Raw genomic sequence first — 24,560 nt, forward strand, 5'->3', positions numbered from 1 at the left:
GGCCGGGCGCGCGCCGCGCGGCCGCGCCGCAACCGGAGCGCCTCGCAGGGCTCGGCGAGCCAGCACCACGAGCCGGCCCCCGCCCAGGACGCACCGGCCTCCGCCGCCCCGGACAAGCCGACGCCCGCCCCGGACAAGCCGGGCACGGGTACGGGCGCGAGCGATGCCCCCTGGCACCACGCCCGCCCGGCCTTCGACCCGGACACGTCGCCCGAGGCGCCCGAGACTCCTGATGCCCCCGGGGCATCCGAGGCCCCCGGGGCTCCCGAGGCCCTTGGGACATCCGAGGCGCCCGGGACACCTGATGTTCCCGAGACGCCCGAGGCCCCAGAGGCCTCCGGGACGTCCGAGGCCACTGGGGCTCCCGAGATGCCCGAGACTCCCCGAACTCCCGAATCCGCCGGAACCCCGGAACCCCCCGAGGCCCCGGACACCCCCGACAGCCCCGCCGGAGGCGATACCGCGTGAACGACGTACTCGACGTCGCCCTCCGGCTCGTCATCGTCTTCGCCGTGTTCATGGTCCTCCCGCTCGTCGTGGGGCAGACCGAGCACAAGGTGATGGCCCACATGCAGGGCCGCCTCGGCCCCATGTACGCGGGCGGCTTCCACGGCTGGGCGCAGCTCGTCGCGGACGGCGTGAAGTTCGCGCAGAAGGAGGACATCGTCCCGGAGCGGGCCGACCGCAGGGTCTTCCAGCTCGCCCCGGCCGTCGCGCTCCTGCCGTACCTCCTCGTGCTCGTCGCCATTCCGATCGGGCCCGGCGAGGGCGCGGTCGGGCAGGCCGTCGACGCGGGCATCTTCTTCGTGCTCGCCGTGATGGGCGTCGGGGTGCTCGGCTCGCTGATGGCGGGCTGGGCCTCGGCCAACAAGTTCTCCCTCCTCGGGGGCCTGCGCACCGCCGCCCAGCTGCTCGCGTACGAACTGCCGATGCTGCTCGCCGCCGCGTCCGTCGCGATGGCGGCCGGGACGGTCTCCCTCACGGGCATCCTCGACGCCTTCGAGTGGTGGTGGCTGCCCTGGCAGATCGTCGGCGCCCTGGTCTTCTTCGTGGCCGGGCTCGCCGAACTCCAGCGCCCGCCCTTCGACATGCCGGTCGCCGACTCGGAGATCATCTTCGGCGCGTACACCGAGTACACCGGACTGCGCTTCGCGCTCTTCCTGCTCGCCGAGTACGCGGGCATCGTCGTCCTGTGCGCGCTGACCAGCGTCCTCTTCCTCGGCGGCTGGCACGGCCCGCTCGGCGCCGACGGACTCGGCTGGGTCTGGACACTCCTCAAGACCGCGGTCCTGGCCTTCGTCGTCATCTGGCTGCGGGTGACCTACCCCCGGCTGCGCGAGGACCAGCTGCAGAAGCTCGCCTGGACCACCCTCGTCCCGCTCGCCCTCGCGCAGATCGCGCTCACCGGCATCGTGAAGGTGGCGATCAACTGATGACCGCGTCGCACCCGTCCTCCCGGCCCCGCATCCCCGGCTCCGGCCTGGCCAAGGGGCTGGCCGTCACCCTGCGGACGATGACGCGGAAGACGGTCACCGCGCAGTACCCCGACGTCCAGCCCGAACTCCCGCCCCGCTCCCGCGGCGTCATCGCGCTGTTCGAGGAGAACTGCACGGTCTGCATGCTCTGCGCCCGCGAGTGCCCGGACTGGTGCATCTACATCGACTCCCACAAGGAGACGGTGCCCGCCGCCGCCCCCGGCGGCCGCGAACGCAGCCGCAACGTCCTGGACCGCTTCGCGATCGACTTCTCGCTCTGCATGTACTGCGGCATCTGCATCGAGGTGTGCCCCTTCGACGCGCTGTTCTGGTCACCGGAGTTCGAGTACGCGGAGACGGACATCCTCGAACTCACCCACGAGCGCGACAAACTCCGCGCCTGGATGTGGACGGTGCCCGAACCGCCCGCGCTCGACCCCGGCGCCGAGGAGCCGAAGGAGATCGCCGCCGCCCGCAAGACCGCGGAGAAACTCGAAGCCCAACGCGCCCAGGAAGCCCAGCAGGACCAGAAGGAAGCAGAGGGGGAGGAGTGACACTCGCAGCCACCGCGGTCACTGCGGCCACAGCTGTCTCCGCGACCCCCGTGATCACCCCGGCACCCTCCGGCTTCCTCTCGCCGACCGGTGTCGAGATCGCCTTCCTCCTCGTCGGCCTCGCCACCCTCGGCGCGGCCCTCGTCACCGTCACGACCAAGCAGCTGGTGCACGCCGCCCTCTGGCTGGTCGTGGCGCTCGGCGGGCTCGCCGTCGAGTACCTCCTGCTCACCGCGGAGTTCATCGCCTGGGTGCAGGTACTGATCTACGTCGGTTCCGTGGTCGTCCTCCTCCTCTTCGGGCTGATGCTCACCAAGGCCCCCATCGGCCGCTCCCCGGACGCCGACTCGGGCAACCGGTGGGCGGCCCTCGGCGTGGCGGTCGCCGCCGCCGGCGCACTCGTGTGGGTCGTCGTCGACGCCTTCCGCACCACCTGGATCGACCTGGACGGACCGGCCCGGGGCTCGACCGAGGTCACCGGCTCCTTCCTCTTCCGGCACTGGGTGCTGCCGTTCGAAGCGCTCTCCGTCCTGCTGCTCGCCGCCCTGGTCGGCGCGGTCGTCCTGTCCCGCAAGAGCGGTAAGGAGCAGAGCTGATGCACCTCGCCTACCCCGCGGTGCTCGCCGCCCTCCTCTTCTGCGTCGGGCTGTACGGCGTGCTCGCCCGCCGCAACGCGATCCTCGTCCTGATGTCCGTCGAGCTGATGCTCAACGCCGTCAACCTCAACCTGGTCGCCTTCGACGTCTGGCTCCGCGACACCCTGCACGCCGGACAGGCCCTCGCCCTCTTCACCATCGCCGTCGCGGCGGCGGAGATCGGCATCGGCCTGGCGATCGTCCTCGCCGTGTACCGCAACCGCGGCACCTCGGACATCGACCGCCTCCGCGACACCGCCGAGACCGACGCCGCCGAATCCCTCCCCGACGACGGGCCCGGCACCGGAACCGAAGACCAGGCCACTGCTGCGGCAGGGAAGGCAAAGAAGGCGGAGGCCACCGCGTGACCACCACGACCCTCGCCGTCCTCGTCCCCCTCCTCCCCTTCCTGGGCGCCGCGGCCGGTCTCTTTCTGGGCCGCACCGCCCCCGGATACGTACGCCCCCTGGCCGTACTGCCGACCCTCGCCGCCTTCGTGCTCGCCGTCCTCGTCGCCTCGCGCCAGGGCGGCGGCCGGGCCATCGACGCGGCGACACAGCTCACGCCCACCGGCTCCGTCCCGATCGACCTCGCCCTGCACCTCGACGGCTTCGCCGTCCTCGTCGCCGTCCTGGTCGGGCTCGTCGCGACCTGCGTGCAGATCTACTCGACCGCCTACTTGCGCGACGACCCCCGCTACCCCTCGTACGCCGCGCTCGTCTCCCTCTTCACCTCCGCGATGCTGCTCGTCGTCTACTCCGGCGACGTGATGGTGCTCCTGGTCGGCTGGGAGATCATGGGCATCTGCTCGTACTTCCTCGTCGGCCACTACTGGGAGACGCCCGAGGCCCGCGCCGCCTCCCTCAAGGCCTTCCTGGTCACCAAGCTCGGCGACGTCCCCTTCCTGATCGGCCTGTTCGCGCTCGCCGCGGACACCGGCACGTTCCGCATCACCGGCATCCTGGGCGCCGTCGCCAACGGCGGCCTCGACCACCCCACCCTCATCGCCCTGCTGCTCCTCGCGGGCGTCGCGGGCAAGTCGGCGCAGTTCCCCCTGCACACCTGGCTGCCCGACGCGATGGCCGGCCCCACCCCCGTGTCCGCGCTGATCCACGCCGCGACGATGGTCGCCGCCGGCATCTACTTCGTGGCCCGCCTCCTCCCCGTCTTCGCCGCGTCCGGCGCGGCCCTCGTCGTCCTCGCCGTCATGGCGGCGGTCACGATGATCGGCTCGGGCCTCGCCGCCCTCGCCCAGGACGACATCAAACGCGTCCTCGCCTACTCGACCATCGGCCAGCTCGGCTACATGTCCGGCGCCCTGGCCGTCGGCGACCGCGGGGCCGCCGTCTTCCACCTCCTGTCGCACGGCGCGTTCAAGGCCGTCCTCTTCCTCGCCGCGGGCGTCGTCATCCACGCCGCCGGGACCAACTCGCTGGCCGCCATGTCCCGCATGAGCGGCCTCACCAAGCGCGTCCCGGACGCCTACTGGACGATGACCGTCGCCCTGCTCGCCCTCGCCGCCATCCCGCCGTTCGCCGGCTTCTTCTCCAAGGAAGCCGTCCTCGTCGCCGCCGAGCACACCGCGCTCGGGGACCGGGACGTCGCCCCGGCCGCCGCCGGCTGGACCGTGCTCGTCGCCGGACTGCTCGCCGCCGTCCTCACCGCCGCGTACGCCACCCGCCTCTGGCTACTCGCCTTCCGGGGCCGCGGCGCCGAGGCCCCCGACCACGGCAAACAGCCCACCGCGATGACCGCCCCCCTGTGGGTGCTCGCCGCCCCCACCATCGCCTTCGGACTGGCCGCCGGCGCGCTCACGGAGTGGTTCGACGGCAACGCCCTCACCCCGTCCGTGACCACCGCCGTCCTCTCCACCGGCGTCGGCCTCGTCGGCGGCCTCGTCACCTACGCCGCCTGGCGCCACACCTCGGCACGCGCCGCCCGCACCCCCGTCGGCACGGTCGTCGCCCACCCCGACGCCGAACCCGCCCTCGTCGAGTCCCAGGCCCTGTCGGCGCACACCGCCGCCTACGGGACCGACGGCGAGGTCCCCGACCCGGCCGACCCCGGCCGCCTGCTGCTGGGCCCGCTCCACCGCCCGGCCGCCGAGGGCTTCCACCTCGACGCCCTGTACACGACGCTCTTCGTCCGCCCCGTCGGTGCCGCGGCGAGCCTCGTCCGCTTCCTGGACCGCGAGGTCGTCGACACCTACGTACGCGGCTCCGCAGCCGGCGCACGCCTGCTCGGCACCGCCGTCCGCCGCGCCCAGACCGGCAACGTGCAGACCTACCTCGGCGCGCTGCTCGCCGGCTCCCTGGTCCTGGCGATCGCCGCCGTCGTCTTCGCCAACCTCAACGCCGGGTCGTGAGCCGTGATCGATATCAGCGAATCCGTGATGCAGTTCCTTCTCGCGTTCATCGTCGCCGCCCCGCTCCTCGGTGCCGTGGCCGCCCTGCTGCCCGCCCCGCCCGGACTGAAGGGCACCGGCCCCGACCAGGCCGTGCTCCGCCACGGCGTGACCGTCACCGGCGCCGTCCTGCTCGCCGCGATCATGCTCGCCGCGGGATTCGACCACGGCCACCCGTCGAAGATGCAGGCCACCACCGACATCAGCTGGATCCCGGCGCTCGACGTCCGCATCCACCTCGGCACCGACGGCATCTCGCTCCCCCTTCTCGTGCTGACCGCGCTGCTGACCTTCCTCTGCGCGCTCCACAGCTACTTCAAGCTGCAACAACAGCGGCCGGGGCCGCGGGCCGCGGGCCCCTCCCCGAAGGCATTCGTCGCGCTCCTCCTCGTCCTGGAGTCCGGCACCCTCGCGACCTTCGCCGTCCTCGACCTGATGCTGTTCTTCCTGGCGTTCGAGATGGTGCTCATCCCGATGTACTTCCTCATCGCCCGCTGGGGCGGTGCGCAGCGGCAGGCCGCGGCCTGGAAGTTCATCCTCTACACACTGCTCGGCTCGGTGATCATGCTGCTGGGCCTGCTCCTCGTCGGGCTGAAGAGCGGCACCTTCGACATGGTGGCACTCGCCACTGACAACGGCCGTGGGCTCACCACGTCCGTGCAGGTCATCGCCGTTCTGGCGATCGGCGTCGGACTCGCGGTGAAGACCCCGATGTGGCCGCTGCACAGCTGGCTGCCCGACGCCCACACGGCGGCCCCGACCGTCGGCTCCGTCCTCCTCGCGGGCGTCCTGCTGAAGATGGGCACCTACGGATTCGTCCGCATCCTGCTCCCCGTCGCCCCCGACGGGATGCGGACCTTCGCGCCCTACCTCGCCGCCTTCGCGGTCGTCGGCGTCATCTACGGATCCCTCGCCTGCCTGGCCCTGGTCCGCCCCGGCTCGAAGGGCGACCTCAAGCGGCTGATCGCGTACTCCTCCGTCGGCCACATGGGCTTCGTGCTCCTCGGCATCGCGAGCATGACACCCACCGGGGTCAACGGCGCGCTCTTCGCCAACATCGCCCACGGCCTCATCACCGGCCTGCTGTTCTTCCTGGTCGGCGCGGTCAAGGACCGCTACGGCACGGCCGACCTCGACACCCTCTCCGGCGCCACCGGGGCCGCGCTCTACGGCCGGGCCCCCCGCCTCGGCGGCCTCCTCGCCTTCGCCGCCGTCGCCTCCCTGGGACTGCCGGGCCTCGCCGGGTTCTGGGGCGAGATGCTCGCCCTGTTCGGCTCCTTCGACCCCGCCGACGGCCTCAGCCGCCCGGCCTTCCTCACCTTCATGTCGATCGCCGCGTTCGGCACCCTGCTCACCGCCGCGTACATGCTCATGGTCGTGCGCCGGGTCTGCATGGGCGAGAAGCGTGAGGAGCCGCAGCTCGCCGACGTCCAGGCGTACGAGTTCGCCGCCTGGACCCCGCTCGTCGCGCTCACCGTCCTCGCCGGTCTGTGGCCCGCCGTCCTCCTCGGCCTCACCGACCCGGCCGTGCAGAAGCTCCTCGCAGGAGGCAAGTCGTGACCGCAGCCGTCCTCACCCCGGACGTCGTCACCACCGCGGCCGGGAACACCACCGGCCCCGTCGCCGCCGCGGCCGGGAGCGCACCCGACCTCGTCACCACCGCGGCCGAGGGCGTGACCGGCCTCGTCCAGTCCGTCGACTGGCTCGCCATCGCACCCCCGGTCGTCGTGGCGGCCTTCGCCCTGTTCGTCCTGGTCACCGACCTGTTCCTCCCCGAGGAACGCAAGCCGCTCCTCGGACCGCTGGCCATCACCGGGCTCGTCGCCGCACTCGCCCTCCTGGTCCCGCTGCGCGCCGGCGACCGCTCCACCTTCTGCCTCACCGAGGCCGCCGCCGCGACGGGCGGCACCGCGTGCAGCTACACCGCCGACCACTTCGCCCTGGTCATCCAGGCCCTCGTGCTCGGCGGCGCCCTGCTCACCGCCCTGCTCTCGGCCGGTGACACCCGCAGGCTCCCGGCGGGCGAGTTCTGGTTCCTGCTGCTGTCCTCCGCGGCCGGCGCCGCCCTTCTGCCCGCCGCCCGCGACCTCGCCACCCTCGTCATCGCCCTGGAAGTCGCCTCGCTGCCCGCCTTCGCCCTCGTCGGCATCAAGCGCGGCGACCGGCGCTCCTCCGAGGCCGCGCTGAAGTTCTTCCTCTCCTCCGTCGTCGCGACCGCCGTCATGCTGCTCGGCGTCAGCTTCGTGTACGCGGCCACCGGCACCCTGCACCTCACCGAGATCGCCGCCCGGCTCGACGACGTGCCCGGCCGGCTCAGCACCCTTGCCGGGGCGGGCGTCGCCCTCACCCTGGTCGGCTTCGCGTTCAAGACGGCCGCCGCGCCCTTCCACTTCTGGGTCCCCGACACCTACGTCGGCGCCCCCCTGCCGATCGCCGCGTACCTCTCGGTCGTCGGCAAGGCGGTCGGCTTCTCCGGCCTGGTCCTCGTCACCGTGATCGCGTTCCCGGCGTACGCCGACGTCTGGGGACCGGCCGTCGCCGTCCTCGCCGCGCTCACGATGACGGTCGGCAACGTCGCCGCCCTGCGTCAGGACGCCGGCCGCGCCCGCAGCGCCGTACGGCTGCTCGCCTGGTCGTCCGTCGCCCAGGCCGGCTATCTCCTGGTGCCGATCGCCGCGGCCGGGTACTCCAGCGACGAACACATCGGCTCCACCGTCGCGTACGCCCTCATGTACGCCGTCGTGAACCTCGGCGCCTTCGCGGTGGCCGCCCTCGTCTCCCGCACGAACCCCGGCAACCGCATCACCGACCACCGAGGCCTGTACGCCGTCCGCCCGCTCGCCGCCCTGGCGATGGCCTTCTTCCTGCTCTGCCTGGCCGGTCTGCCGCCCGGCATCATCGGCCTCTTCGCCAAGGTCACGGTCTTCTCCGCGGCCGTCGACGCCGGACTCGGCTGGCTCGCCGTCGTCATGGCCGTCAACGTCGTGATCGCGCTCTACTACTACCTCCGGTGGACCGCGACGCTCTTCCGGTCCCCGGAAGGCGCCCCGGGGGAAGCCGGGAAGGCCGGGGAGGAGGCCCCGGAGCCCGCGGCCGCGACCCCTGCGGCCGCCTCCGCCGAGCACCGCGTCCCGGCCTCCCTCACCACGGCGATCGCTCTCACCGCCGTGGCCGGCATCGTGCTCTCCGGCGCCCCGCAGACCGTTCTCAGGTTCGCCGCCGTCAGCCTCTTCTGAGGCTCTCCCGACGCACCCGACTCTTCCGATTTACCGAAGATCGGTTTGCCCGGAAAGGCTCATACAGGGCATGGTCTTGCCCGCACATCCCCCCACCAGAGCCATTCCAAAAGGAGCAAGAGCAGTGCTGAACGGGTTCAAGGACTTCATCCTGCGCGGAAACATCATCTCCATGGCCATCGGTCTGGCCGTCGGAGCGGCGTTCACCGCAGTGGTCACCGGATTCAGCACGGCCTTCATCACCCCGCTGATCGGCCTCGCCACCGGGTCCGTCGGCGACTTCAGCTCGGCACAGTTCTCGGTCGAGGGCGCCATCTTCCCGTACGGGAAGTTCCTGGCCGCCGCCATCGCGTTCCTGATCACCGCGGCGGTGCTCTACTTCGGCGTCGTCGTCCCCATGGCGAAGGTCCAGAACCGCTTCACCAAGGCGGAGGAGAAGGTCGACATCAAGGCCGCCGTGCGCGACTGCCCCCGCTGCTACACCGAGATCCCGGCCATTGCCTCCCGCTGCGCCCACTGCACCAGCGAGGTCACGCCGGACCCCGCGGCCCTCGCGACCGCCGGGCTCCCCGCCCAGCGCTGAGACCCCCCTCCGGCACCGGGAAAGCCCTCGGGCACCCGGTGCCGAGTGGCGCACGCGCGTCCGTTGACCCGTACGGCCCATCGCCCGCTCCGGCCCGTGAGCGCCGCACCGGCCCCGCCCCGCGGCGGTGCGGGCCGGGGAACCAGCTCCTCCCGCCTGGCGTTGACCTGTACGGGAGGCTCCACTGGGGGAGTGGAGACCACCGAGCAAAGGGTTCCCCTGCCGCACCATTTGGAGGGCGTACCGTGCACCGCCGGCACAACGGGCTGAGAACCGCCGTACTCCTCGGGGGCCTGTCCGCCCTCATCATCGTCATCGGAAGCTTCTTCGGACGTACGGGGCTGATCGTCGCGGTCCTCGTGGCAGTCGGCACCAACGCCTACGCGTACTGGAACAGCGACAAGCTGGCACTCAGGGCCATGCGGGCCAGGCCCGTCAGCGAATTCGAGGCCCCACAGCTCTACCGCATGGTCCGGGAGCTCTCCACGGCCGCCCGGCAGCCCATGCCCCGGCTCTACATCTCCCCGACGCAGGCGCCCAACGCCTTCGCCACCGGCCGCAACCCGCGCAACGCGGCGGTCTGCTGCACCGAGGGCATCCTGCAGATCCTGGACGAGCGGGAGCTGCGCGGGGTGCTCGGCCACGAGCTGAGCCACGTCTACAACCGCGACATCCTGATCTCGTCCGTCGCCGGGGCGCTGGCCTCGGTCGTCATGTTCCTGGTCAACTTCGCCTGGCTGATCCCGGCGGGCCGGTCCAACGACAACGAGGGCCCCGGCTTCCTCGGCACGCTGCTGATCATGATCCTCGGCCCGGTCGCCGCCTCCGTCATCCAGCTCGCCGTCAGCCGCTCCCGCGAGTACGAGGCGGACGCCTCCGGGGCCCAGCTGACCGGCGACCCGCTCGCCCTGGCAGGCGCCCTCCGGAAGCTCGACGCGGGCACGAAGCGGCTTCCGCTGCCCCCGGAGCCGCGGATCGAGACCGCGAGCCACATGATGATCGCCAACCCGTTCCGGCCCGGACAGGGCATGTCCAAGCTGTTCTCGACCCACCCGCCGATGGCGGAGCGGATCGCCAGACTGGAACAGATGGCGGGCCACCGCCCGTGATGGTGTCCGGCCGCCGTCCCCCCGGGGGGACGGCGGCCGGACACCATCACGGGCAAGTGCGGGGAAAGCCCTACCGGGCCCCGAAGGGCTGGTCGCTCGGGACCACCTCGCGGCCCAGCGGCATGAGCGAGATGGGGATCAGCTTCAGGTTCGCCCAGCCGAAGGGGATGCCGATGATCGACACGAACAGCGGGATGCTGGTGAGCAGGTGCCCCAGCGCCAGCCACCACCCGGCGAAGACGAGCCAGATCACGTTGCCGACGCAGGAGGGCGCACCCGCGTCGGGCCGCTCCACGGTCGTCCGGCCGAACGGCCACAGCACGTAGCCCGCGATGCGCAGGGACGCGATGCCGAACGGAATCGTCACGATCAGCACGAAGCAGATGATCGCGGCGATCAGGTACCCGAGGGCCATCCAGAATCCGCAGAACACCACCCACAGGATGTTCAGGATCAGCTGCAGGAGCTTCATGGTCACTCGCCTTCCACGGGGGTCGCCCGTCGTAGCTGTGCATCGTCAGTATCGGTCCCGGGCGCGGACGACGGGAACCGGAACGGGTCCGCGGAGCGCCCGGACGCACCGTCCGACGACCCCCGGCCCCGGCCTCCCCGGCCCGCGCGCCGCGACGAAACGGCGTCCGGGGCAAGACGCACCCCGGGGCCGTACGGTTGCCACGACCGTACGGCCCCATGATCACCAAGCCCCGCCGCCCCGTCCGGACCGCCCCCGTCCGGCACGGTCAGGCGTGTCCGGGGCGGTCCGGTCCGGTCTCGCGCAGGGTCAGATTGAGCCGGCCGCGTGCCATCCCCGACTCGGGACCGGCCGTCCCCGGAAAGACCTTCGGCACGCCGTGGAACGCGAAGCGCGACGGCCCGCCGAAGACGAACAGGTCGCCGGAGGCCAGCTCCACGTCCCGGTAGGGCCGCGCGCGGTTCTCCGTGTTCCCGAAGCGGAAGACGCAGGTGTCGCCGATGCTGAGCGACACCACCGGGGCGTCCGACCGCTCGTCCCTGTCCTGGTGCATGCCCATGCGCGCCGAGCCGTCGTAGAAGTTGACGATCGCGGTGTCCGGCGCGTACGCCTCCACGGGGCTCCCGTCCCCGTACGCCGCCACCAGCGCCTCCCGGCCCAGCTCCGCCAGCCAGTCGGGGAACTCGGCCACCCGCGCGCCGTTCACGTCGTCGGCCGTGCGCGAATACCGGTACGGCTGCCAGTGCCGGCCCACGCTGACCGTCCGCACCGACATCACCCCGCCGCCCGGCAGCACCGGATGCCGCAGCGGCACCGGACCGCGCGCCCACTCCCGGCAGGCCGCCACCAGCTCCCGACGGCGCTCCGGCGGGAGCCACTCCGGCACGTGCACGGCCCCCGGCGCGACGACGGTCCGCGGACGCGGGAAGAGCCCGGACACCTCAGCGCACCGCCAGGGCGCCTTCCAGCCCCAGGAGCCGCTCCTTGCGCTCCACGCCCGCCGCGTAGCCCCGCAGCGCCCCGTCGGCACCGATCACCCGGTGACAGGGCCGGACCACCAGCAGCGGATTGCGCCCGATCGCCGTCCCCACGGCCCGGACACCCGCGCCGGAGGCGCCGACCCGCTCGGCGATCTGCCCGTACGACACCGTCTCCCCGTACGGGACGGTGTCCAGCGCGGCCCACACCCGGCGCTGGAACTCGGTGCCCGCGCCGTCCGCGTACACGATGTCGAAGCGGGTCAGCCGCCCCTCGAAGTACTCGCGCAGCTGCGCGGCGACACCGGCGAAGGCGTCCGGCGCGTGGACCCAGCCGTCCTCGACGACCGCCGCGCCCTTCTGTCCGGGCAGCGAGAGCGAGGCGAGCGCGATCCCGCCGTCCGCGGTCCCCTCGCCGACCAGCAGCAGTTCGCCCAACGGGCTGTCGACCGTCGCGTACATGGTCATGGCTCGTCCCTCTCCTCGCCCTTCGGGCCGGAACCCGGCGGGGTCGCCGTTCGACACCGCCGCCCTCCGGCACGCACCAGTCTGCGTCGCCCGCCGCGCCGGGACCGGCGGTATTCGGACATCGCGCCCCGGGGGAGGAAGACGGGTGGAGCCGGTCACGGCTCCACCCCGGGCGACCGCGCGGGCCGGCGGACTAGCGGTAGTTCACGAACTGGATCGCGAAGTCGAAGTCCTTGCCCTTCAGCAGCGCCTGAACGGCCTGCAGGTCGTCCCGGCTCTTCGAGCTGACCCGCAGCTCGTCGCCCTGGACCTGCGCCTTGACGCCCTTCGGGCCCTCGTCGCGGATGGCCTTCGCGACCTTCTTGGCGTTCTCCTGGGAGATGCCCTCCTCGATCGTGGCGAAGATCTTGTACTCCTTGCCGGACAGCTGCGGCTCACCGGCGTCCAGGGACTTCAGCGAGATGCCGCGCTTGATCAGCTTGGACTGGAAGATGTCGAGGATCGCCTTGACCCGCTCCTCGCCGTTCGCCTGCATCAGGATCTTCTCGCCGGACCAGGAGATCGAGGCGTCGGTGCCCTTGAAGTCGTAGCGCTGCGAGATCTCCTTGGAGGCCTGGTTGAGGGCGTTGTCGACCTCCTGCCGCTCGACCTTCGAGACGATGTCGAAACTGGAGTCGGCCATGACGTGTGGCTCCTTGTATCGGGGGTGCTGGAAACGGGGTGCACAAACAAGCGGCGGCGGGCCTGTCCGCCCGGCCCCGCCGATCAAAGCCTAGCCACCCGCGCCCGATCGGACCGCTGATCAATCCGGTGGCGTAGCACCCCCGGGCATCAGGTATCGTTTACGTCGTTGCCAGGGAGCACCGCGAAAAACGGTTCTCACGGCAGCAATTCCCGGCGGTGTGCCCGAGTGGCCAAAGGGAGCAGACTGTAAATCTGCCGGCTTCGCCTTCCCAGGTTCGAATCCTGGCGCCGCCACGGAACAAGGCCCCTGTCCCAGGACAGGGGCCTTCTTCGTTTCCCCGTGAGCCCCGCGAAGGGGCGGACCACGAAGGGCGTGGACATGGAACCCGTACTGGTCAGCGCCTGCCTGCGTGGTGTGCCCTGTCGCTACGACGGCCGGGGCAGGGCGTCCGGAGCGGTGGCCGAGGCACTCGCCGGCCGCCGTCCCGTCGCCTTCTGCCCCGAGGTCGCCGGCGGACTGTCCACCCCGCGCCGCCCCGCGGAGATCGTCGGCGGCGACGGCCACGACGTGCTCGACGGCCGCGCCCGCGTCGTCGACGACACCGGGCACGACGTGACGGCGCAGTTCGTGGACGGCGCCGAACGCGCCCTGGAGGCCGCGCGCCGGGCCGGCTGCACGGAGGCGCTGCTGATGCCCCGCAGCCCGTCCTGCGGGCGCGGAACGCTCTACGACGGCACGTTCACGGGCACGCTCCGCGAGGGCGACGGCGTCACCGTCGCCCTGCTGGAACGCCACGGGATCACGGTCCGCCCGGCACCGCGCGACTGAACCGGTACGCGGGGCCGGTACACAGGACGGGCGCCCGGTACGCGGGACGGGCGGCCCGGGAGCCGGCGGAAGCGCGGTCCGCGGCGATGCCCGGCCGTCCCCCGGCCCCGGGTCAGTTCCCCGCGATGTCCTTCACCGCGACCGACACCGGCACGTTCCCCGAGATGAGTTCCAGGGTCAGCCCCGCCGTCGCCGGGGTGTCCAGCAGCTCCAGCAGCGCCGCCGCCACGTCGTCGCGCGGCACCGGACCGCGCCCGGTCGAGACGGTCAGCAGGACCAGCCCCGTGCCCGCGTCGTTCGTCAGCATGCCGGGGCGCAGGATCGTCCAGTCGAGCGCCTCCCTGGAGCGCACGTACGCGTCCGCGGCGCCCTTCGCCCGCAGGTACACGTCGAAGACCTCGTCGCCGGGGTGGTCGGGGTCGGCGCCCATCGACGAGACCACGACAAACCGCCGTACGCCCGCCAGTTGCGCCGCGTCCGCGAACAGCACCGCCGCCCCGCGGTCCACCGTCCCCTTGCGCTCCGCGCCGCTGTTCGGGCCCGCGCCGGCCGCGAAGACCGCCGCGTCGGCGCCGCGCAGCACCTGCGCCGCCTCCTCCACGGAGGCCGATTCGAGATCCAGCACGACCGGCTCGGCACCCGCCGCCCGCAGGTCCCCGGCCTGCTCCGTACTGCGGATGACGCCCACGGCCTCATCCCCGCGCGCGGCGAGCAACCGCTCCAGCCGCAGCGCGATCTGACCATGTCCACCTGCGATGACAATGCGCATGTTCCCGACCGTACGCCGCACCGGCCGACCGCGCTCAGGGCCCGCCGCAGGGACCGGGGTCGGATCTTCCCTGGCGGGGCAGGTCGAGGGCGACGACGGCCTCCGAGTCGCAGTACTCGCGCACCGCGCTCGTCCGCGCCACCACCCGCCCGCGGTGCACCACGATCCGGCTGTAGGCGAGCGAGAGCACCCCGGAGAGCTCCTCCCCGCGCACGGCGAGCAGCTCGGCCGGGAAGCCCGCCTCGACCCGGACCTCGGGCAGCCCCATCGCCTTCCGCGCGACCGAGGACACCGCCCCGTACGCCTCGCCGGCCCGCAGCCCGTACTGCGAGGCCAGCAGGTAGGCGGCCTCCAGCGGGTCGCCGCGCCCCACGGGGTTCGCGACGTCGCGCAGCGCCCCGCCGCCCGCCGCGACCCGCACCCCGGCCGCGCGCAGCAGCCGCACCGGCGCGGTGCCCGGCCCCTCCACCCCGCAACAGCCGCCCTGCGGGAGGCAGACCACCGTCACACCGGCCGCGGCCAGCTGGTCGGCGACCCGGGCCGCGGCGTGTGCGGGAAGCCGGGAGATGCCCGCGCACGGGCCGATGGAGACGCCGGGGCGCAGCCCGCCGGCCATGGCGGCGAGCCGGCAGAGCCGGGCGGGGTCGTCGCCGTCCGTGTGCAGGTCGACGGGGCAGCCCTGCTCGGCGGCGATCTCCAGGACGGCCTCGGTGTACCCGGCGGGGTCGGGGTCGAGGTCGGGACAGCCGCCGACCGCCCCGGCCCCCATCTTCACCGCGTCGTGCAGCAGGGCCAGGTTGTCGGCGCCCGCGACGCCGGTGAGCAGCCGGGGCACGGCGACCGCGGTCAGGTCGGCCAGCCCGCGCAGCGAGCGGCGCGCCTGCAGGACGGCCTCGAAGGCGGTGAGGCCCCGGACGTCCCCGATCCGTACGTGCGAGCGCAGCGCGGTCGCGCCGTGGCCGAGCTGGAGCAGGGCGGCCTCGGTGGCGCGGCGCCGGATGTCCTCGGGGCGGTGCGACACCGGTCCGGGGCCGCCGGGGCCCGCCCCGGCGGCGGTGAGCGCGGTGTCGCTGTGGGCGTGGGGTTCGGCGGGGGCGGGGAGCAGCAGGTAGCCGCGCAGATCCAGGCGCGGGCCGGGCGAGGTCAGGCTGCCCGCGGTGCCGACGGCCTCGATGCGGCTGCCGCCGAGCCGTACGTCCACGACGCGGCCGTCGGTGAGACGGGCCCCGCAGAGCACCAGGGTGCCGGTTCCGGCCGCGGGGTCGGAACCGGGGCCGTCGGCCGCGTCGGCGGGGTGGTCGTCCGGCTGCCGCGGTTGGCTGTCGGGCATCGCGCTCCTGAGAAATATGGGGACAAGGTCACGCAGAGTGAGTCGAGCCTAGGGGCGTGTTCGGTCCGGTTCGAGGAGGAGCGAAATAGTCGTACCGGTGTGGCCGCAGGGGCACTTGGGGCGTGGGAGCGCTGTCGGGGCGGTCGTGATTCGCGGGGCGACGGAGGTGCTGCTCACGGCGCTGCCGGGGCGGTACGGGGTCGGTCGGCCGCGGAATCGAAGAGGGGGCGGCGGGGGATCGGCGGGGCGTCGATCAAGGGCTCCGGCGAGGGCTCCGGCGGGGGCCCGGATACGGATTTGGGCGATCGGCGAATGACCGTGTAATGTCTTCATCGCTCGCCCCAATAGCTCAGTCGGTAGAGCGTCTCCATGGTAAGGAGAAGGTCTGCGGTTCGATTCCGCATTGGGGCTCTGGTGATCGGGAATCCCCGCTTCGGCGGGGGGACCTGTTTCATCAAAGCGGTGTAGCTCAGTCGGTAGAGCAAGCGGCTCATAATCGCTGTGTCACCGGTTCAAGTCCGGTCACCGCTACTTACGGTAGCCGATTGTGGGGTCGGTCCTTCGATCGGCTACTCTTTTTTGCGTTCATCCGTCCATCCGTCCGTCCAAGGAGCACTCACGTGGCTGCCACCGACGTCCGCCCGAAGATCACGCTGGCCTGCGTGGAGTGCAAGGAGCGGAACTACATCACCAAGAAGAACCGGCGCAACAACCCGGACCGTCTTGAGATGAAGAAGCACTGCCCGCGCTGCAACTCGCACACCGCGCACCGCGAAACGCGCTGAATCAGGCTCGTACACGAGGCCGCCCCCCTAGGGGGGCGGCCTCGTGTCGTTGTATGAAGGCTGTACTTCGGCCTGTTCATCTTTCATCAGGAGGTAGCGAGCCCATGGCGCTCGACCAGTCCTTCGTCGGGCGGACCTATCCGCCCACCCCGCCGTACGAGGTCGGCCGGGAGAAGATCCGTGAGTTCGCCGAGGCGGTGGGCGACACGAATCCGGCGTACGTCGACCCCGAGGCCGCCAAGGCGCTCGGCCACAGTGATGTGATCGCGCCGCCGACGTTCGTCTTCTCCATCACCTTCAAGGCCGCCGGCCAGGTGATCCACGACCCGCAGCTGGGCCTGGACTACAGCCGTGTGGTGCACGGCGACCAGAAGTTCGCCTACACGCGCCCCGTGCGGGCGGGGGACCGGCTGACGGTCACCTCGACGATCGAGGCCATCAAGTCCATGGCGGGCAACGACATCCTGGACGTCCGGGGCGAGGTCCACGACGAGTCCGGCGAGCACGTCGTGACCGCGTGGACGAAGCTGGTGGCGCGTGCCGCCGAGGAGGCGTGATGACGGCGAAGGTCGCATACGAGTCGGTCGAGGTCGGTACGGAGCTGCCGGCGCAGTCCTTCCCGGTGACCCGGGCGACGCTGGTGGAGTACGCGGGCGCCTCCGGCGACTTCAACCCGATCCACTGGAACGAGAAGTTCGCCCGTGAGGTCGGCCTGCCGGACGTCATCGCGCACGGCATGTTCACCATGGCCGAGGCGATCCGGGTGGTCACGGACTGGGTCGGCGACCCGGGCGCGGTCGTCGAGTACGGGGTGCGGTTCACCAAGCCGGTCGTCGTGCCGAACGACGACAAGGGCGCCCTGGTCGAGGTCGGCGCCAAGGTCGGCGCCCTGCTGGACGACCGGCGGGTGCGGGTGGACCTGACGGTGACGAGCGAGGACAAGAAGGTGCTGGGCATGTCCCGCGCCGTGGTGCAGCTCGCCTGATGCCGTACCGCGTCGCAGAGGCGGGGGACACGGTCCACGGAGTCACCGCCTGAACCGCGGTCCCACGCCCACGGTCCGGTGCCCCGCCCGAGCGGCGGGGCACCGGACCGTACTCTTGTCCCCGTGCAGGAACTCCATGACGCCCCCCTCGCCCCCCTGACCACCTTCCGGCTCGGCGGCCCGGCCACCCGCCTGATCACGGCGACGACCGACGCCGAGGTGATCGAAGCCGTGCGCGAGGCCGACGACGCCGGTACCCCGCTCCTGATCATCGGCGGCGGCAGCAACCTGGTCATCGGGGACAAGGGCTTCGAGGGCACCGCCCTGCGCATCGCGACCAAGGGCTTCGCCCTGGACGGCACGACCCTGGAGCTGGCCGCGGGCGAGGTCTGGAGCGACGCCGTGGCCCGCACTGTCGAGGCCGGCCTCGCGGGCATCGAGTGCCTGGCCGGCATCCCCGGCTCCGCGGGGGCGACGCCGATCCAGAACGTCGGTGCCTACGGGCAGGAGGTCTCCGCCACCATCACGGAGGTCGTCGCCCACGACCGCCGCACCGGCGAGACGGTCACCATCCCGAACGCCGACTGCGCGTTCTCGTACCGGCACAGCCGTTTCAAGGCCGAACCCGACCGCTTCGTGGTGCTGCGGGTCCGGTTCGGGCTGGAGGACGCGGGCGGGCTGTCCGCGCCGCTGCGGTACGCCGAGACGGCCCGCGCCATGGGCGTCGAACAGGGCGACCGGGTGCCCGCCGCCGCCGCCCGTGAGACGGTGCTCGGACTCCGCGCCGGCAAGGGCATGGTGCTGGACCCCGAGGACCACGACACCTGGTCGGCCGGCTCCTTCTTCACCAACCCGATCCTGGAACAGGCCGAGTACGAGGCGTTCCTCGCCCGCGTCGAGGACCGGCTCGGCCCCGACGTGACGCCCCCCGCCTTCCCCGCGGACGGGGGACGCGTCAAGACCTCCGCGGCCTGGCTCATCGACCGGGCCGGTTTCACCAAGGGGTACGGCACGGGCCCGGCCCGCATCTCCACCAAGCACACCCTCGCCCTCACCAACCGCGGCGAGGCGACCACCGAGGACCTCCTCGCGCTCGCCCGCGAGGTCGTCGCCGGGGTCCGCGAGGCGTTCGGCGTCACGCTCGTCAACGAGCCCGTGACGGTCGGCGTGAGCCTGTAACCGGCCCAGGAGGGGCTTCTCGGGTACGGGGCACCGGCTCAGTACGCCACTCCCACGCCCTGTTTCACCGTCGCCGGGTCGTCGGTCAGCGTCAGCATCGCGTGCGCCACGTCGGCCCGGGAGAGCGTCCGGCCGCTGCGCGGGAAGCCGCCGACGACCGTGCGGTACCTCCCGGTCAGCGGCCCGTCGGTCAGCTTCGGCGGCCGCACCGACGTCCAGTCCGTCGCGCTGCGGGCCAGTGCCGCCTCCATCAGCGTCAGATCCGCGTAGACCTCCTTCAGGACCGCCCCGACCCCCTTGCGGATCAGCCGGTCCAGCAGCGGGTCGTCGGCAGGATGGGGCCCGACCGGGGAAGCGCTGACCACCAGCAGCCGCCGAGTCCCCGCCGCCTCCATCGCCGCCAGCACCGAACCGGTGAGCCGCTCGGCGACGCCGTCCGCCCTCCGGGTGCGCGAGCCGAGGGCGGAGAGCACCGCGTCCCGGCCCGCGACCGCCTCGCACAGCACCTCCGGATCGTCCAGACGCGCCACCGTGCACACCTGGACGTCGGAGAGCGGCACGGGCAGCCCCGCAGGATCGCGGACCACCGCCGTCACCTCGTGCCCCGCCGTCACCGCCTGGCGCACGATCTCCTGCCCCACACCGCCCGTCGCGCCGAACACCGTGATCCTCATTGCGCACCTTCCCGGGGTGAGTAAGTATTCACTTACCCATAGGGTGAGTGGACACTCACCGCCTCGTCAAGCCTCCGGGAGCGCACATGGAGCAGAAGCCGGCCCGCGTCCGGATCGTCGACGCCGCCCACCAGCTGATGCTCACCATCGGCCTGGCACGCGCCACGACCAAGGAGATCGCCCGCGCGGCCGGCTGCTCGGAGGCCGCGCTCTACAAGCACTTCGCGAGCAAGGAGGAGTTGTTCGTGACCGTGCTCAAGGAGCGGCTGCCCCGGCTCAACCCGTTGCTGAAGCGGCTCCTGGTCTCCCCGGGGGCGGGGGAGCGGACCGTCGAGGAGAACCTCACCGAGATCGCCCGCCAGGCCGCCCTCTTCTACGAGCAGAGCTTCCCGATCGCCGCCTCGCTGTACGCCGACCCCCGGCTCAAGGAACGCCACAACGAGGCGATGCGGGAGCTCGGCACCGGCCCGCACATGCCCATCCGGGGCCTGGACGCCTATCTGCGCTCCGAACAGGCCGCCGGACGGGTGCGGGCCGACGCGGACACGTACGCGGCCGCGTCGCTGCTGATCGGGGCCTGCGCGCAGCGGGCGTTCGCCTACGAGGCCCTGGCCGGCGGGGAGCCCCCGCAGCCCCTCGACGAGTTCGCCGCGTCCCTGGCCGGGGTGCTGATGCGCGGCGTCGGGGCGTAGCCGGGCGGCAGGGACGGGGGCGTCGCCCCTCCGGCCGGGGGCGTCAGGCCGCGGGCCCCGCCAGCCAGGCGTCGATGCCCGCCAGGAGCTGCGTCCGCATCGCGGCCGGGGCGGCCGACCCGCGCACCGACTGCCGGGCCAGCTCCGCCAACTCCTCGTCAGTGAACGCGTGGTGGCGCCGCACGAGGTCGTACTGCGCGGCCAGTCGGGAACCGAAGAGCAGCGGGTCGTCCGCGCCCAGCGCCATCGGCACCCCGGCCTCGAACAGCGCGCGCAGGGGGACGTCGGCGGGCTTGTCGTAGACGCCGAGCGCCACGTTCGACGACGGGCAGACCTCGCAGGTCACCCCGCGCTCCGCCAGCGTGCGCAGCAGCCGGGGGTCCTCGGCGGCCCGCACCCCGTGCCCGATCCGGGCCGCGTCGAGGTCGTCCAGGCAGTCCCGCACGCTGGAGGGGCCGGACAGCTCGCCGCCGTGCGGGGCCGCCAGCAGACCGCCCTCGCGGGCGATGGCGAAGGCCCGGTCGAAGTCCCGGGCCATCCCGCGGCGCTCGTCGTTGGAGAGTCCGAACCCGACCACGCCCCGGTCGGCGTAACGCACCGCGAGCCTGGCGAGCGTCCTGGCGTCCAGCGGGTGCTTCATCCGGTTCGCCGCGATCACCACCCGGATCGGGAGCCCCGTCTCGCGCGACGCGGAGTCCACCGCGTCCAGGATGATCTCGATGGCCGGGATCAGCCCGCCGAGCAGCGGGGCGTACGAGGTGGGGTCGACCTGGATCTCCAGCCAGCCGGAGCCGTCCGCGACGTCCTCCTGGGCGGCCTCGCGCACCAGGCGCCGGATGTCGTCGGGTTCCCTCAGACAGGAGCGGGCGATGTCGTAGAGCCGCTGGAAGCGGAACCAGCCGCGTTCGTCCGTGGCCCGCAGCTTGGGCGGCTCGCCGCCGGTCAGTGCCTCCGGCAGGTGCACGCCGTACTTGTCGGCGAGTTCGAGCAGGGTGGTGGGCCGCATCGACCCGGTGAAATGCAAGTGCAGGTGGGCCTTGGGCAACAGCCGTACATCACGCTCCATCCCCGGATCTTGCCGCATGCGCGGGGTGCTCCGGTAGCCGCTTCGTCGATCGGGGGTGAAGTCGGAACAAACGAGCGACCCCCGGCCGGGGCCGGGGGTCGCTCGTTCGTTCCCGCGGATGCCTACGCCTTGGCCTCCGCCAGCAGCTTCTGGATCCGGGAGACGCCCTCGACGAGGTCGTCGTCGCCCAGGGCGTACGAGAGGCGCAGGTACCCCGGCGTGCCGAATGCCTCGCCCGGTACGACCGCGACCTCGGCCTCGTCCAGGATCAGCGCGGCCAGCTCGACCGAGGTGGCCGGGCGCTTCCCGCGGATCTCCCTGCCGAGCAGCCCCTTCACCGACGGGTACGCGTAGAACGCGCCCTCGGGCTCCGGGCACAGCACGCCGTCGATCTCGTTGAGCATCCGGACGATGGTCCGCCGGCGCCGGTCGAAGGCGGTGCGCATCTCGGCGACCGCGTCCAGGTTCCCGGAGACGGCGGCCAGCGCGGCGACCTGGGCCACGTTGGAGACGTTGGACGTGGCGTGCGACTGGAGGTTGGTCGCGGCCTTGACGACGTCCTTCGGGCCGATGACCCAGCCCACCCGCCAGCCGGTCATCGCGTACGTCTTGGCGACGCCGTTGACCACGATGCACCTGTCGCGCAGCTCGGGCACGATCGCGGGCAGCGAGGTGAACTTCGCGTCCCCGTAGACCAGGTGCTCGTAGATCTCGTCGGTGAGCACCCACAGGCCGTGCTCGACGGCCCAGCGGCCGATCGCCTCGGCGTCGGCCTCGCTGTACACGGCGCCGGTCGGGTTGGACGGGGAGACGAACAGGACGACCTTGGTCCGCTCCGTGCGCGCCGCCTCCAGCTGCTCCACCGAGACGCGGTAACCGGTCGTCTCGTCGGCCACGACCTCCACCGGGACACCGCCCGCGAGGCGGATCGACTCGGGGTAGGTGGTCCAGTACGGGGCCGGGACGATGACCTCGTCGCCCGGGTCGAGGATCGCGGCGAACGCCTCGTAGATCGCCTGCTTGCCGCCGTTGGTCACCAGGATCTGGGAGGCGTCGACCTCGTAGCCGGAGTCGCGCAGCGTCTTCTCCGCGATGGCGGCCTTGAGCTCCGGGAGCCCTCCCGCCGGGGTGTAGCGGTGGTACTTCGGGTTGCGGCAGGCCTCGACCGCGGCCTCGACGATGTAGTCGGGGGTCGGGAAGTCGGGTTCGCCGGCGCCGAAGCCGATCACCGGACGACCGGCGGCCTTGAGGGCCTTGGCCTTGGCGTCGACAGCGAGGGTGGCGGATTCGGAGATCGCACCGATGCGGGCGGAGACCCGGCGCTCGGAGGGGGAAGTTGCAGCGCTCATGGCCCCCATGGTCCCAGACCCCGATCCCCGGCGGCACACGGGTTTCAGGGACCGGACAGGGCCCCGACAGCATGCGGACGGGACCGGACCGGGAGCCGCCCGGAGGTATCTGTTCGACGCCGGGCCGCTGAACACGTACACTCACCTGTCGTTGGCCTTCACCAGCCGCACCGTTCCTGCACTCGGGCCATCCGGGGGGATGCGGTAGGTTGGTGGAAACCACAAAGGGTCGTAGCTCAATTGGTAGAGCACTGGTCTCCAAAACCAGCGGTTGGGGGTTCAAGTCCCTCCGGCCCTGCTACACACTCCTTCGCCAGGATGTGTGCGCATGTACGTACTTCAATGCACCGCCGTGCGGCTCCACCGGGCGCGGCACGGCCACGACCCGGAATCAGGTGAGAAGCGTGACGGACGCCGTGGGCTCCATCGACATGCCTGATGCCGAGGATGAAGTACCCGAGTCGAAGAAGAAGACCCGGAAGGGCGGAAAGCGCGGGAAGAAGGGCCCCCTGGGTCGCCTCGCGCTGTTCTACCGCCAGATCATCGCCGAGCTGCGCAAGGTCGTCTGGCCGACCAGGAGCCAGCTGACGACGTACGCCACAGTGGTGATTGTTTTCGTCGTCGTCATGATCGGTCTGGTCACCGTGGTTGACTTCGGTTTCCAGCGGGTCATGAAGTACGTCTTCGGCTGATCCCGCGGAGGGCGCCTCACAGGGCGCCCCTTTCGCATGTTCCACCCATTTGTATTCCAGGAAGAAGCAGCCACCGTGTCTGACCCGAACCTGAACGACGCCGTCGAGCCGACCGCGGGCGCCGTCGAGTCCGCCGAGGACGAGCTCGACATCGTCGAGGCGGCGGACGCCGAGGAGCCGGACCAGGCCGAGGCTGCCGACGCCGCCGCGGGTGAGCCCGCCGAAGAGGCCGCCCTGCACGTCGAGGACGAGGCGGAGACCGAGGGCGACGAGGACGAGGCGGAGGAGGCCGAGCCGGCCGCCCCCGTCGATGCCGTCGCGGCCCTGCGCGAGGAGCTGCGCGGCCTTCCCGGCGAGTGGTACGTCATCCACACGTACGCCGGGTACGAGAAGCGCGTGAAGGCCAACCTGGAGCAGCGCGCCGTCTCGCTCAACGTCGAGGAGTTCATCTACCAGGCCGAAGTGCCCGAGGAAGAGATCGTCCAGATCAAGAACGGCGAGCGCAAGAACGTCCGCCAGAACAAGCTCCCGGGCTACGTCCTGGTGCGCATGGATCTGACGAACGAGTCCTGGGGCGTCGTCCGCAACACCCCCGGCGTCACCGGCTTCGTGGGCAACGCCTACGACCCCTACCCGCTGACCCTGGACGAGATCGTCAAGATGCTCGCCCCGGAGGCCGAGGAGAAGGCCGCCCGCGAGGCCGCCGAGGCCGAGGGCAAGCCGGCTCCGGCCCGCAAGGTCGAGGTCCAGGTGCTCGACTTCGAGGTCGGCGACTCGGTCACCGTCACCGACGGCCCGTTCGCGACGCTGCAGGCGACGATCAACGAGATCAACGCCGACTCGAAGAAGGTCAAGGGCCTCGTCGAGATCTTCGGCCGCGAGACCCCGGTGGAGCTCAGCTTCGACCAGATCCAGAAGAACTGACGCCACCGGCGGCGGTTTCTGGGCACATGCCTACCGAGCAGGTCAGACCGGCTGAGAAGCCCGTCTGACCTGCTCGGTTTTTGGACGCGCAGCCATACCCGTTATCGTTGTGCGGTATGCCTCCATCCGGATGATCGGACGGCGGCGAAACACTCTCACTAGGACCCGGAGAGAGCAATGCCTCCCAAGAAGAAGAAGGTCACGGGGCTTATCAAGCTCCAGATCAACGCCGGCGCCGCCAACCCGGCCCCGCCGGTCGGCCCCGCGCTCGGCCAGCACGGCGTCAACATCATGGAGTTCTGCAAGGCCTACAACGCCGCGACCGAGTCGCAGCGCGGCATGGTCGTGCCGGTGGAGATCACGGTCTACGAGGACCGTTCCTTCACCTTCGTCACCAAGACTCCGCCGGCCGCCAAGCTGATCCTCAAGGCCGCGGGCGTGGAGAAGGGCTCCGGCGAGCCCCACAAGACCAAGGTCGCCAAGCTGACGGCCGCCCAGGTCCGTGAGATCGCCACGACGAAGCTCCCCGACCTGAACGCCAACGACCTCGACGCCGCGTCGAAGATCATCGCTGGCACCGCCCGTTCCATGGGCATCACGGTCGAAGGCTGAATCAGCCCCTCACGTCCTCAGTGGTAGGGCCAAGCGCTGGCCCGCACCACGACTCCACACCCTGAAACCACAGGAGC

27 protein-coding genes and 4 tRNA genes are annotated in these 24,560 nt (G+C 71.8%); 22 read left to right on the forward strand and 9 right to left on the reverse strand.

Translation table 11 applies throughout. The features are described from left to right. The first annotated feature begins 464 nt into the window (after positions 1 to 464). The 9 genes from ABZZ04_RS21550 (at position 465) to htpX (ending at position 9,996) form a co-directional block, all read left to right on the forward strand. Positions 465 to 1,433 carry a complex I subunit 1 family protein gene (locus tag ABZZ04_RS21550; protein ID WP_356933824.1) on the forward strand — a complete coding sequence of 323 codons (969 nt, stop codon included), beginning with the start codon at positions 465 to 467 and terminating at the stop codon, positions 1,431 to 1,433. Beyond that, positions 1,433 to 2,029, forward strand: a complete 597-nt coding sequence (locus ABZZ04_RS21555) for an NADH-quinone oxidoreductase subunit I (protein WP_356933825.1) — start codon at positions 1,433 to 1,435, stop codon at positions 2,027 to 2,029. The genes ABZZ04_RS21550 and ABZZ04_RS21555 overlap by 1 nt, the downstream gene beginning before the upstream one ends. A gap of 50 nt (positions 2,030 to 2,079) precedes the next feature. Continuing rightward, entirely contained in the window at positions 2,080 to 2,625 is a 546-nt protein-coding gene (locus ABZZ04_RS21560) for an NADH-quinone oxidoreductase subunit J (RefSeq protein ID WP_356933914.1), read from the forward strand. Continuing rightward, positions 2,625 to 3,032: an NADH-quinone oxidoreductase subunit NuoK gene (gene nuoK, locus ABZZ04_RS21565; protein WP_356933826.1), complete on the forward strand. Its 408-nt coding sequence runs from the start codon at positions 2,625 to 2,627 to the stop codon at positions 3,030 to 3,032. Before ABZZ04_RS21560 ends, nuoK begins: the two co-directional genes overlap by 1 nt. Then, on the forward strand, positions 3,029 to 5,029 hold the full coding sequence (locus ABZZ04_RS21570) for an NADH-quinone oxidoreductase subunit L (RefSeq protein ID WP_356933827.1): 2,001 nt from the start codon (positions 3,029 to 3,031) through the stop codon (positions 5,027 to 5,029). Before nuoK ends, ABZZ04_RS21570 begins: the two co-directional genes overlap by 4 nt. Positions 5,030 to 5,056: 27 nt before the next feature. After that, a complete protein-coding gene (locus ABZZ04_RS21575) occupies positions 5,057 to 6,628 on the forward strand; it encodes an NADH-quinone oxidoreductase subunit M (RefSeq protein WP_356933915.1) in 1,572 nt (523 codons plus the stop codon). 113 nt (positions 6,629 to 6,741) lie between these two features. Next, the gene (locus ABZZ04_RS21580; protein WP_356933916.1) at positions 6,742 to 8,304 is read left to right on the forward strand and encodes an NADH-quinone oxidoreductase subunit N; all 1,563 of its coding nucleotides are present in this window, start codon (positions 6,742 to 6,744) and stop codon (positions 8,302 to 8,304) included. Between the two features lie 124 nt (positions 8,305 to 8,428). After that, positions 8,429 to 8,887, forward strand: a complete 459-nt coding sequence (mscL, locus tag ABZZ04_RS21585; protein WP_356933828.1) for a large conductance mechanosensitive channel protein MscL — start codon at positions 8,429 to 8,431, stop codon at positions 8,885 to 8,887. A 245-nt stretch (positions 8,888 to 9,132) separates the two neighbouring features. Next, entirely contained in the window at positions 9,133 to 9,996 is an 864-nt protein-coding gene (gene htpX, locus ABZZ04_RS21590) for a zinc metalloprotease HtpX (protein WP_283853387.1), read from the forward strand. Between the two features lie 70 nt (positions 9,997 to 10,066). Here the strand turns inward: htpX and ABZZ04_RS21595 are convergent, their stop codons facing one another. The 4 genes from ABZZ04_RS21595 to ABZZ04_RS21610 all read right to left on the reverse strand — a co-directional run bounded on the left by ABZZ04_RS21595 (position 10,067) and on the right by ABZZ04_RS21610 (position 12,595). After that, on the reverse strand, positions 10,067 to 10,468 hold the full coding sequence (locus tag ABZZ04_RS21595; RefSeq protein WP_356933829.1) for a YccF domain-containing protein: 402 nt from the start codon (positions 10,466 to 10,468) through the stop codon (positions 10,067 to 10,069). Positions 10,469 to 10,736: 268 nt separating this feature from the next. Beyond that, positions 10,737 to 11,408 (reverse strand): alpha-ketoglutarate-dependent dioxygenase AlkB, encoded by a 672-nt coding sequence (locus tag ABZZ04_RS21600; protein WP_356933830.1) that lies wholly within the window; start codon positions 11,406 to 11,408, stop codon positions 10,737 to 10,739. A gap of 1 nt (position 11,409) precedes the next feature. Next, complete coding sequence (locus ABZZ04_RS21605; protein ID WP_356933831.1) at positions 11,410 to 11,913, reverse strand: methylated-DNA--[protein]-cysteine S-methyltransferase; 504 nt, start codon at positions 11,911 to 11,913, stop codon at positions 11,410 to 11,412. Between the two features lie 193 nt (positions 11,914 to 12,106). Beyond that, on the reverse strand, positions 12,107 to 12,595 hold the full coding sequence (locus tag ABZZ04_RS21610) for a YajQ family cyclic di-GMP-binding protein (protein WP_148838675.1): 489 nt from the start codon (positions 12,593 to 12,595) through the stop codon (positions 12,107 to 12,109). A 214-nt stretch (positions 12,596 to 12,809) separates the two neighbouring features. Between ABZZ04_RS21610 and ABZZ04_RS21615 the strand changes: the two genes are divergently transcribed. Together ABZZ04_RS21615 and ABZZ04_RS21620 are read left to right on the forward strand one after the other, a co-directional pair. Continuing rightward, positions 12,810 to 12,891: transfer RNA gene (locus ABZZ04_RS21615), tRNA-Tyr, on the forward strand. 85 nt (positions 12,892 to 12,976) lie between these two features. Then, positions 12,977 to 13,426 carry a DUF523 domain-containing protein gene (locus tag ABZZ04_RS21620; RefSeq protein ID WP_356933917.1) on the forward strand — a complete coding sequence of 150 codons (450 nt, stop codon included), beginning with the start codon at positions 12,977 to 12,979 and terminating at the stop codon, positions 13,424 to 13,426. 112 nt (positions 13,427 to 13,538) lie between these two features. On the opposite strand, the gene ABZZ04_RS21625 is transcribed toward ABZZ04_RS21620, so the two are convergent. After that, positions 13,539 to 14,195, reverse strand: a complete 657-nt coding sequence (locus ABZZ04_RS21625; protein ID WP_356933832.1) for an SDR family oxidoreductase — start codon at positions 14,193 to 14,195, stop codon at positions 13,539 to 13,541. Positions 14,196 to 14,229: 34 nt separating this feature from the next. Next, positions 14,230 to 15,525, reverse strand: a complete 1,296-nt coding sequence (locus ABZZ04_RS21630; RefSeq protein ID WP_356933833.1) for an amidohydrolase family protein — start codon at positions 15,523 to 15,525, stop codon at positions 14,230 to 14,232. A 338-nt stretch (positions 15,526 to 15,863) separates the two neighbouring features. On the opposite strand from ABZZ04_RS21630, the gene ABZZ04_RS21635 reads away from it, so the two are divergent. From ABZZ04_RS21635 to ABZZ04_RS21660, 6 genes are all read left to right on the forward strand, one after another. Further along, positions 15,864 to 15,936, forward strand: a tRNA-Thr gene (locus ABZZ04_RS21635). Positions 15,937 to 15,983: 47 nt separating this feature from the next. Next, positions 15,984 to 16,056, forward strand: a tRNA-Met gene (locus tag ABZZ04_RS21640). An 89-nt stretch (positions 16,057 to 16,145) separates the two neighbouring features. Beyond that, a complete protein-coding gene (gene rpmG, locus ABZZ04_RS21645; protein WP_003956487.1) occupies positions 16,146 to 16,310 on the forward strand; it encodes a 50S ribosomal protein L33 in 165 nt (54 codons plus the stop codon). A 104-nt stretch (positions 16,311 to 16,414) separates the two neighbouring features. Then, complete coding sequence (locus tag ABZZ04_RS21650) at positions 16,415 to 16,867, forward strand: MaoC family dehydratase N-terminal domain-containing protein (protein WP_356933834.1); 453 nt, start codon at positions 16,415 to 16,417, stop codon at positions 16,865 to 16,867. Next, positions 16,867 to 17,295: a MaoC family dehydratase gene (locus ABZZ04_RS21655; protein ID WP_356933835.1), complete on the forward strand. Its 429-nt coding sequence runs from the start codon at positions 16,867 to 16,869 to the stop codon at positions 17,293 to 17,295. The genes ABZZ04_RS21650 and ABZZ04_RS21655 overlap by 1 nt, the downstream gene beginning before the upstream one ends. Before the next feature lie 123 nt (positions 17,296 to 17,418). Then, the gene (locus tag ABZZ04_RS21660; RefSeq protein ID WP_356933836.1) at positions 17,419 to 18,474 is read left to right on the forward strand and encodes a UDP-N-acetylmuramate dehydrogenase; all 1,056 of its coding nucleotides are present in this window, start codon (positions 17,419 to 17,421) and stop codon (positions 18,472 to 18,474) included. 38 nt (positions 18,475 to 18,512) lie between these two features. On the opposite strand, the gene ABZZ04_RS21665 is transcribed toward ABZZ04_RS21660, so the two are convergent. Beyond that, positions 18,513 to 19,148 (reverse strand): NAD(P)H-binding protein, encoded by a 636-nt coding sequence (locus tag ABZZ04_RS21665; protein WP_356933837.1) that lies wholly within the window; start codon positions 19,146 to 19,148, stop codon positions 18,513 to 18,515. Positions 19,149 to 19,234: 86 nt separating this feature from the next. Here ABZZ04_RS21665 and ABZZ04_RS21670 point away from each other — a divergent pair, with 86 nt between their 5' ends. Continuing rightward, positions 19,235 to 19,840: a TetR/AcrR family transcriptional regulator gene (locus tag ABZZ04_RS21670; RefSeq protein ID WP_356933838.1), complete on the forward strand. Its 606-nt coding sequence runs from the start codon at positions 19,235 to 19,237 to the stop codon at positions 19,838 to 19,840. Between the two features lie 43 nt (positions 19,841 to 19,883). Here ABZZ04_RS21670 and ABZZ04_RS21675 read toward each other — a convergent pair whose 3' ends face one another. Further along, complete coding sequence (locus ABZZ04_RS21675) at positions 19,884 to 20,906, reverse strand: adenosine deaminase (protein WP_356933839.1); 1,023 nt, start codon at positions 20,904 to 20,906, stop codon at positions 19,884 to 19,886. Positions 20,907 to 21,028: 122 nt separating this feature from the next. Beyond that, positions 21,029 to 22,255: a pyridoxal phosphate-dependent aminotransferase gene (locus ABZZ04_RS21680; protein WP_356933840.1), complete on the reverse strand. Its 1,227-nt coding sequence runs from the start codon at positions 22,253 to 22,255 to the stop codon at positions 21,029 to 21,031. Between the two features lie 225 nt (positions 22,256 to 22,480). On the opposite strand from ABZZ04_RS21680, the gene ABZZ04_RS21685 reads away from it, so the two are divergent. The 4 genes from ABZZ04_RS21685 (at position 22,481) to rplK (ending at position 24,483) form a co-directional block, all read left to right on the forward strand. After that, positions 22,481 to 22,553, forward strand: a tRNA-Trp gene (locus ABZZ04_RS21685). A gap of 106 nt (positions 22,554 to 22,659) precedes the next feature. Next, complete coding sequence (gene secE, locus ABZZ04_RS21690) at positions 22,660 to 22,947, forward strand: preprotein translocase subunit SecE (protein WP_356933841.1); 288 nt, start codon at positions 22,660 to 22,662, stop codon at positions 22,945 to 22,947. A 75-nt stretch (positions 22,948 to 23,022) separates the two neighbouring features. After that, positions 23,023 to 23,871 carry a transcription termination/antitermination protein NusG gene (gene nusG / locus ABZZ04_RS21695; protein WP_356933842.1) on the forward strand — a complete coding sequence of 283 codons (849 nt, stop codon included), beginning with the start codon at positions 23,023 to 23,025 and terminating at the stop codon, positions 23,869 to 23,871. 177 nt (positions 23,872 to 24,048) lie between these two features. Then, positions 24,049 to 24,483 carry a 50S ribosomal protein L11 gene (rplK, locus tag ABZZ04_RS21700; RefSeq protein ID WP_006126872.1) on the forward strand — a complete coding sequence of 145 codons (435 nt, stop codon included), beginning with the start codon at positions 24,049 to 24,051 and terminating at the stop codon, positions 24,481 to 24,483. Positions 24,484 to 24,560 lie beyond the last annotated feature (77 nt).

Origin of the sequence: Streptomyces sp. NPDC006435, from assembly GCF_040612315.1 — a bacterium.
In the GTDB taxonomy this organism is placed as follows: Bacteria; Actinomycetota; Actinomycetes; order Streptomycetales; family Streptomycetaceae; genus Streptomyces.

Excerpts from the sequence above, each read along its gene's own strand:
- ABZZ04_RS21555 (WP_356933825.1), top strand. The coding sequence starts at position 1,433 with ATGACCGCGTCGCACCCGTCCTCCCGGCCCCGCATCCCCGGCTCCGGC.
- ABZZ04_RS21665 (WP_356933837.1), bottom strand. The coding sequence starts at position 19,148 with ATGAGGATCACGGTGTTCGGCGCGACGGGCGGTGTGGGGCAGGAGATC.
- ABZZ04_RS21630 (WP_356933833.1), bottom strand. The coding sequence starts at position 15,525 with ATGCCCGACAGCCAACCGCGGCAGCCGGACGACCACCCCGCCGACGCG.
- nuoK (WP_356933826.1), top strand. The coding sequence starts at position 2,625 with ATGCACCTCGCCTACCCCGCGGTGCTCGCCGCCCTCCTCTTCTGCGTC.
- ABZZ04_RS21575 (WP_356933915.1), top strand. The coding sequence starts at position 5,057 with ATGCAGTTCCTTCTCGCGTTCATCGTCGCCGCCCCGCTCCTCGGTGCC.
- rplK (WP_006126872.1), top strand. The coding sequence starts at position 24,049 with ATGCCTCCCAAGAAGAAGAAGGTCACGGGGCTTATCAAGCTCCAGATC.
- ABZZ04_RS21605 (WP_356933831.1), bottom strand. The coding sequence starts at position 11,913 with ATGACCATGTACGCGACGGTCGACAGCCCGTTGGGCGAACTGCTGCTG.
- ABZZ04_RS21680 (WP_356933840.1), bottom strand. The coding sequence starts at position 22,255 with ATGAGCGCTGCAACTTCCCCCTCCGAGCGCCGGGTCTCCGCCCGCATC.
- ABZZ04_RS21670 (WP_356933838.1), top strand. The coding sequence starts at position 19,235 with ATGGAGCAGAAGCCGGCCCGCGTCCGGATCGTCGACGCCGCCCACCAG.
- ABZZ04_RS21650 (WP_356933834.1), top strand. The coding sequence starts at position 16,415 with ATGGCGCTCGACCAGTCCTTCGTCGGGCGGACCTATCCGCCCACCCCG.
- ABZZ04_RS21655 (WP_356933835.1), top strand. The coding sequence starts at position 16,867 with ATGACGGCGAAGGTCGCATACGAGTCGGTCGAGGTCGGTACGGAGCTG.
- ABZZ04_RS21675 (WP_356933839.1), bottom strand. The coding sequence starts at position 20,906 with ATGGAGCGTGATGTACGGCTGTTGCCCAAGGCCCACCTGCACTTGCAT.
- ABZZ04_RS21620 (WP_356933917.1), top strand. The coding sequence starts at position 12,977 with ATGGAACCCGTACTGGTCAGCGCCTGCCTGCGTGGTGTGCCCTGTCGC.
- ABZZ04_RS21595 (WP_356933829.1), bottom strand. The coding sequence starts at position 10,468 with ATGAAGCTCCTGCAGCTGATCCTGAACATCCTGTGGGTGGTGTTCTGC.
- ABZZ04_RS21610 (WP_148838675.1), bottom strand. The coding sequence starts at position 12,595 with ATGGCCGACTCCAGTTTCGACATCGTCTCGAAGGTCGAGCGGCAGGAG.
- ABZZ04_RS21625 (WP_356933832.1), bottom strand. The coding sequence starts at position 14,195 with ATGCGCATTGTCATCGCAGGTGGACATGGTCAGATCGCGCTGCGGCTG.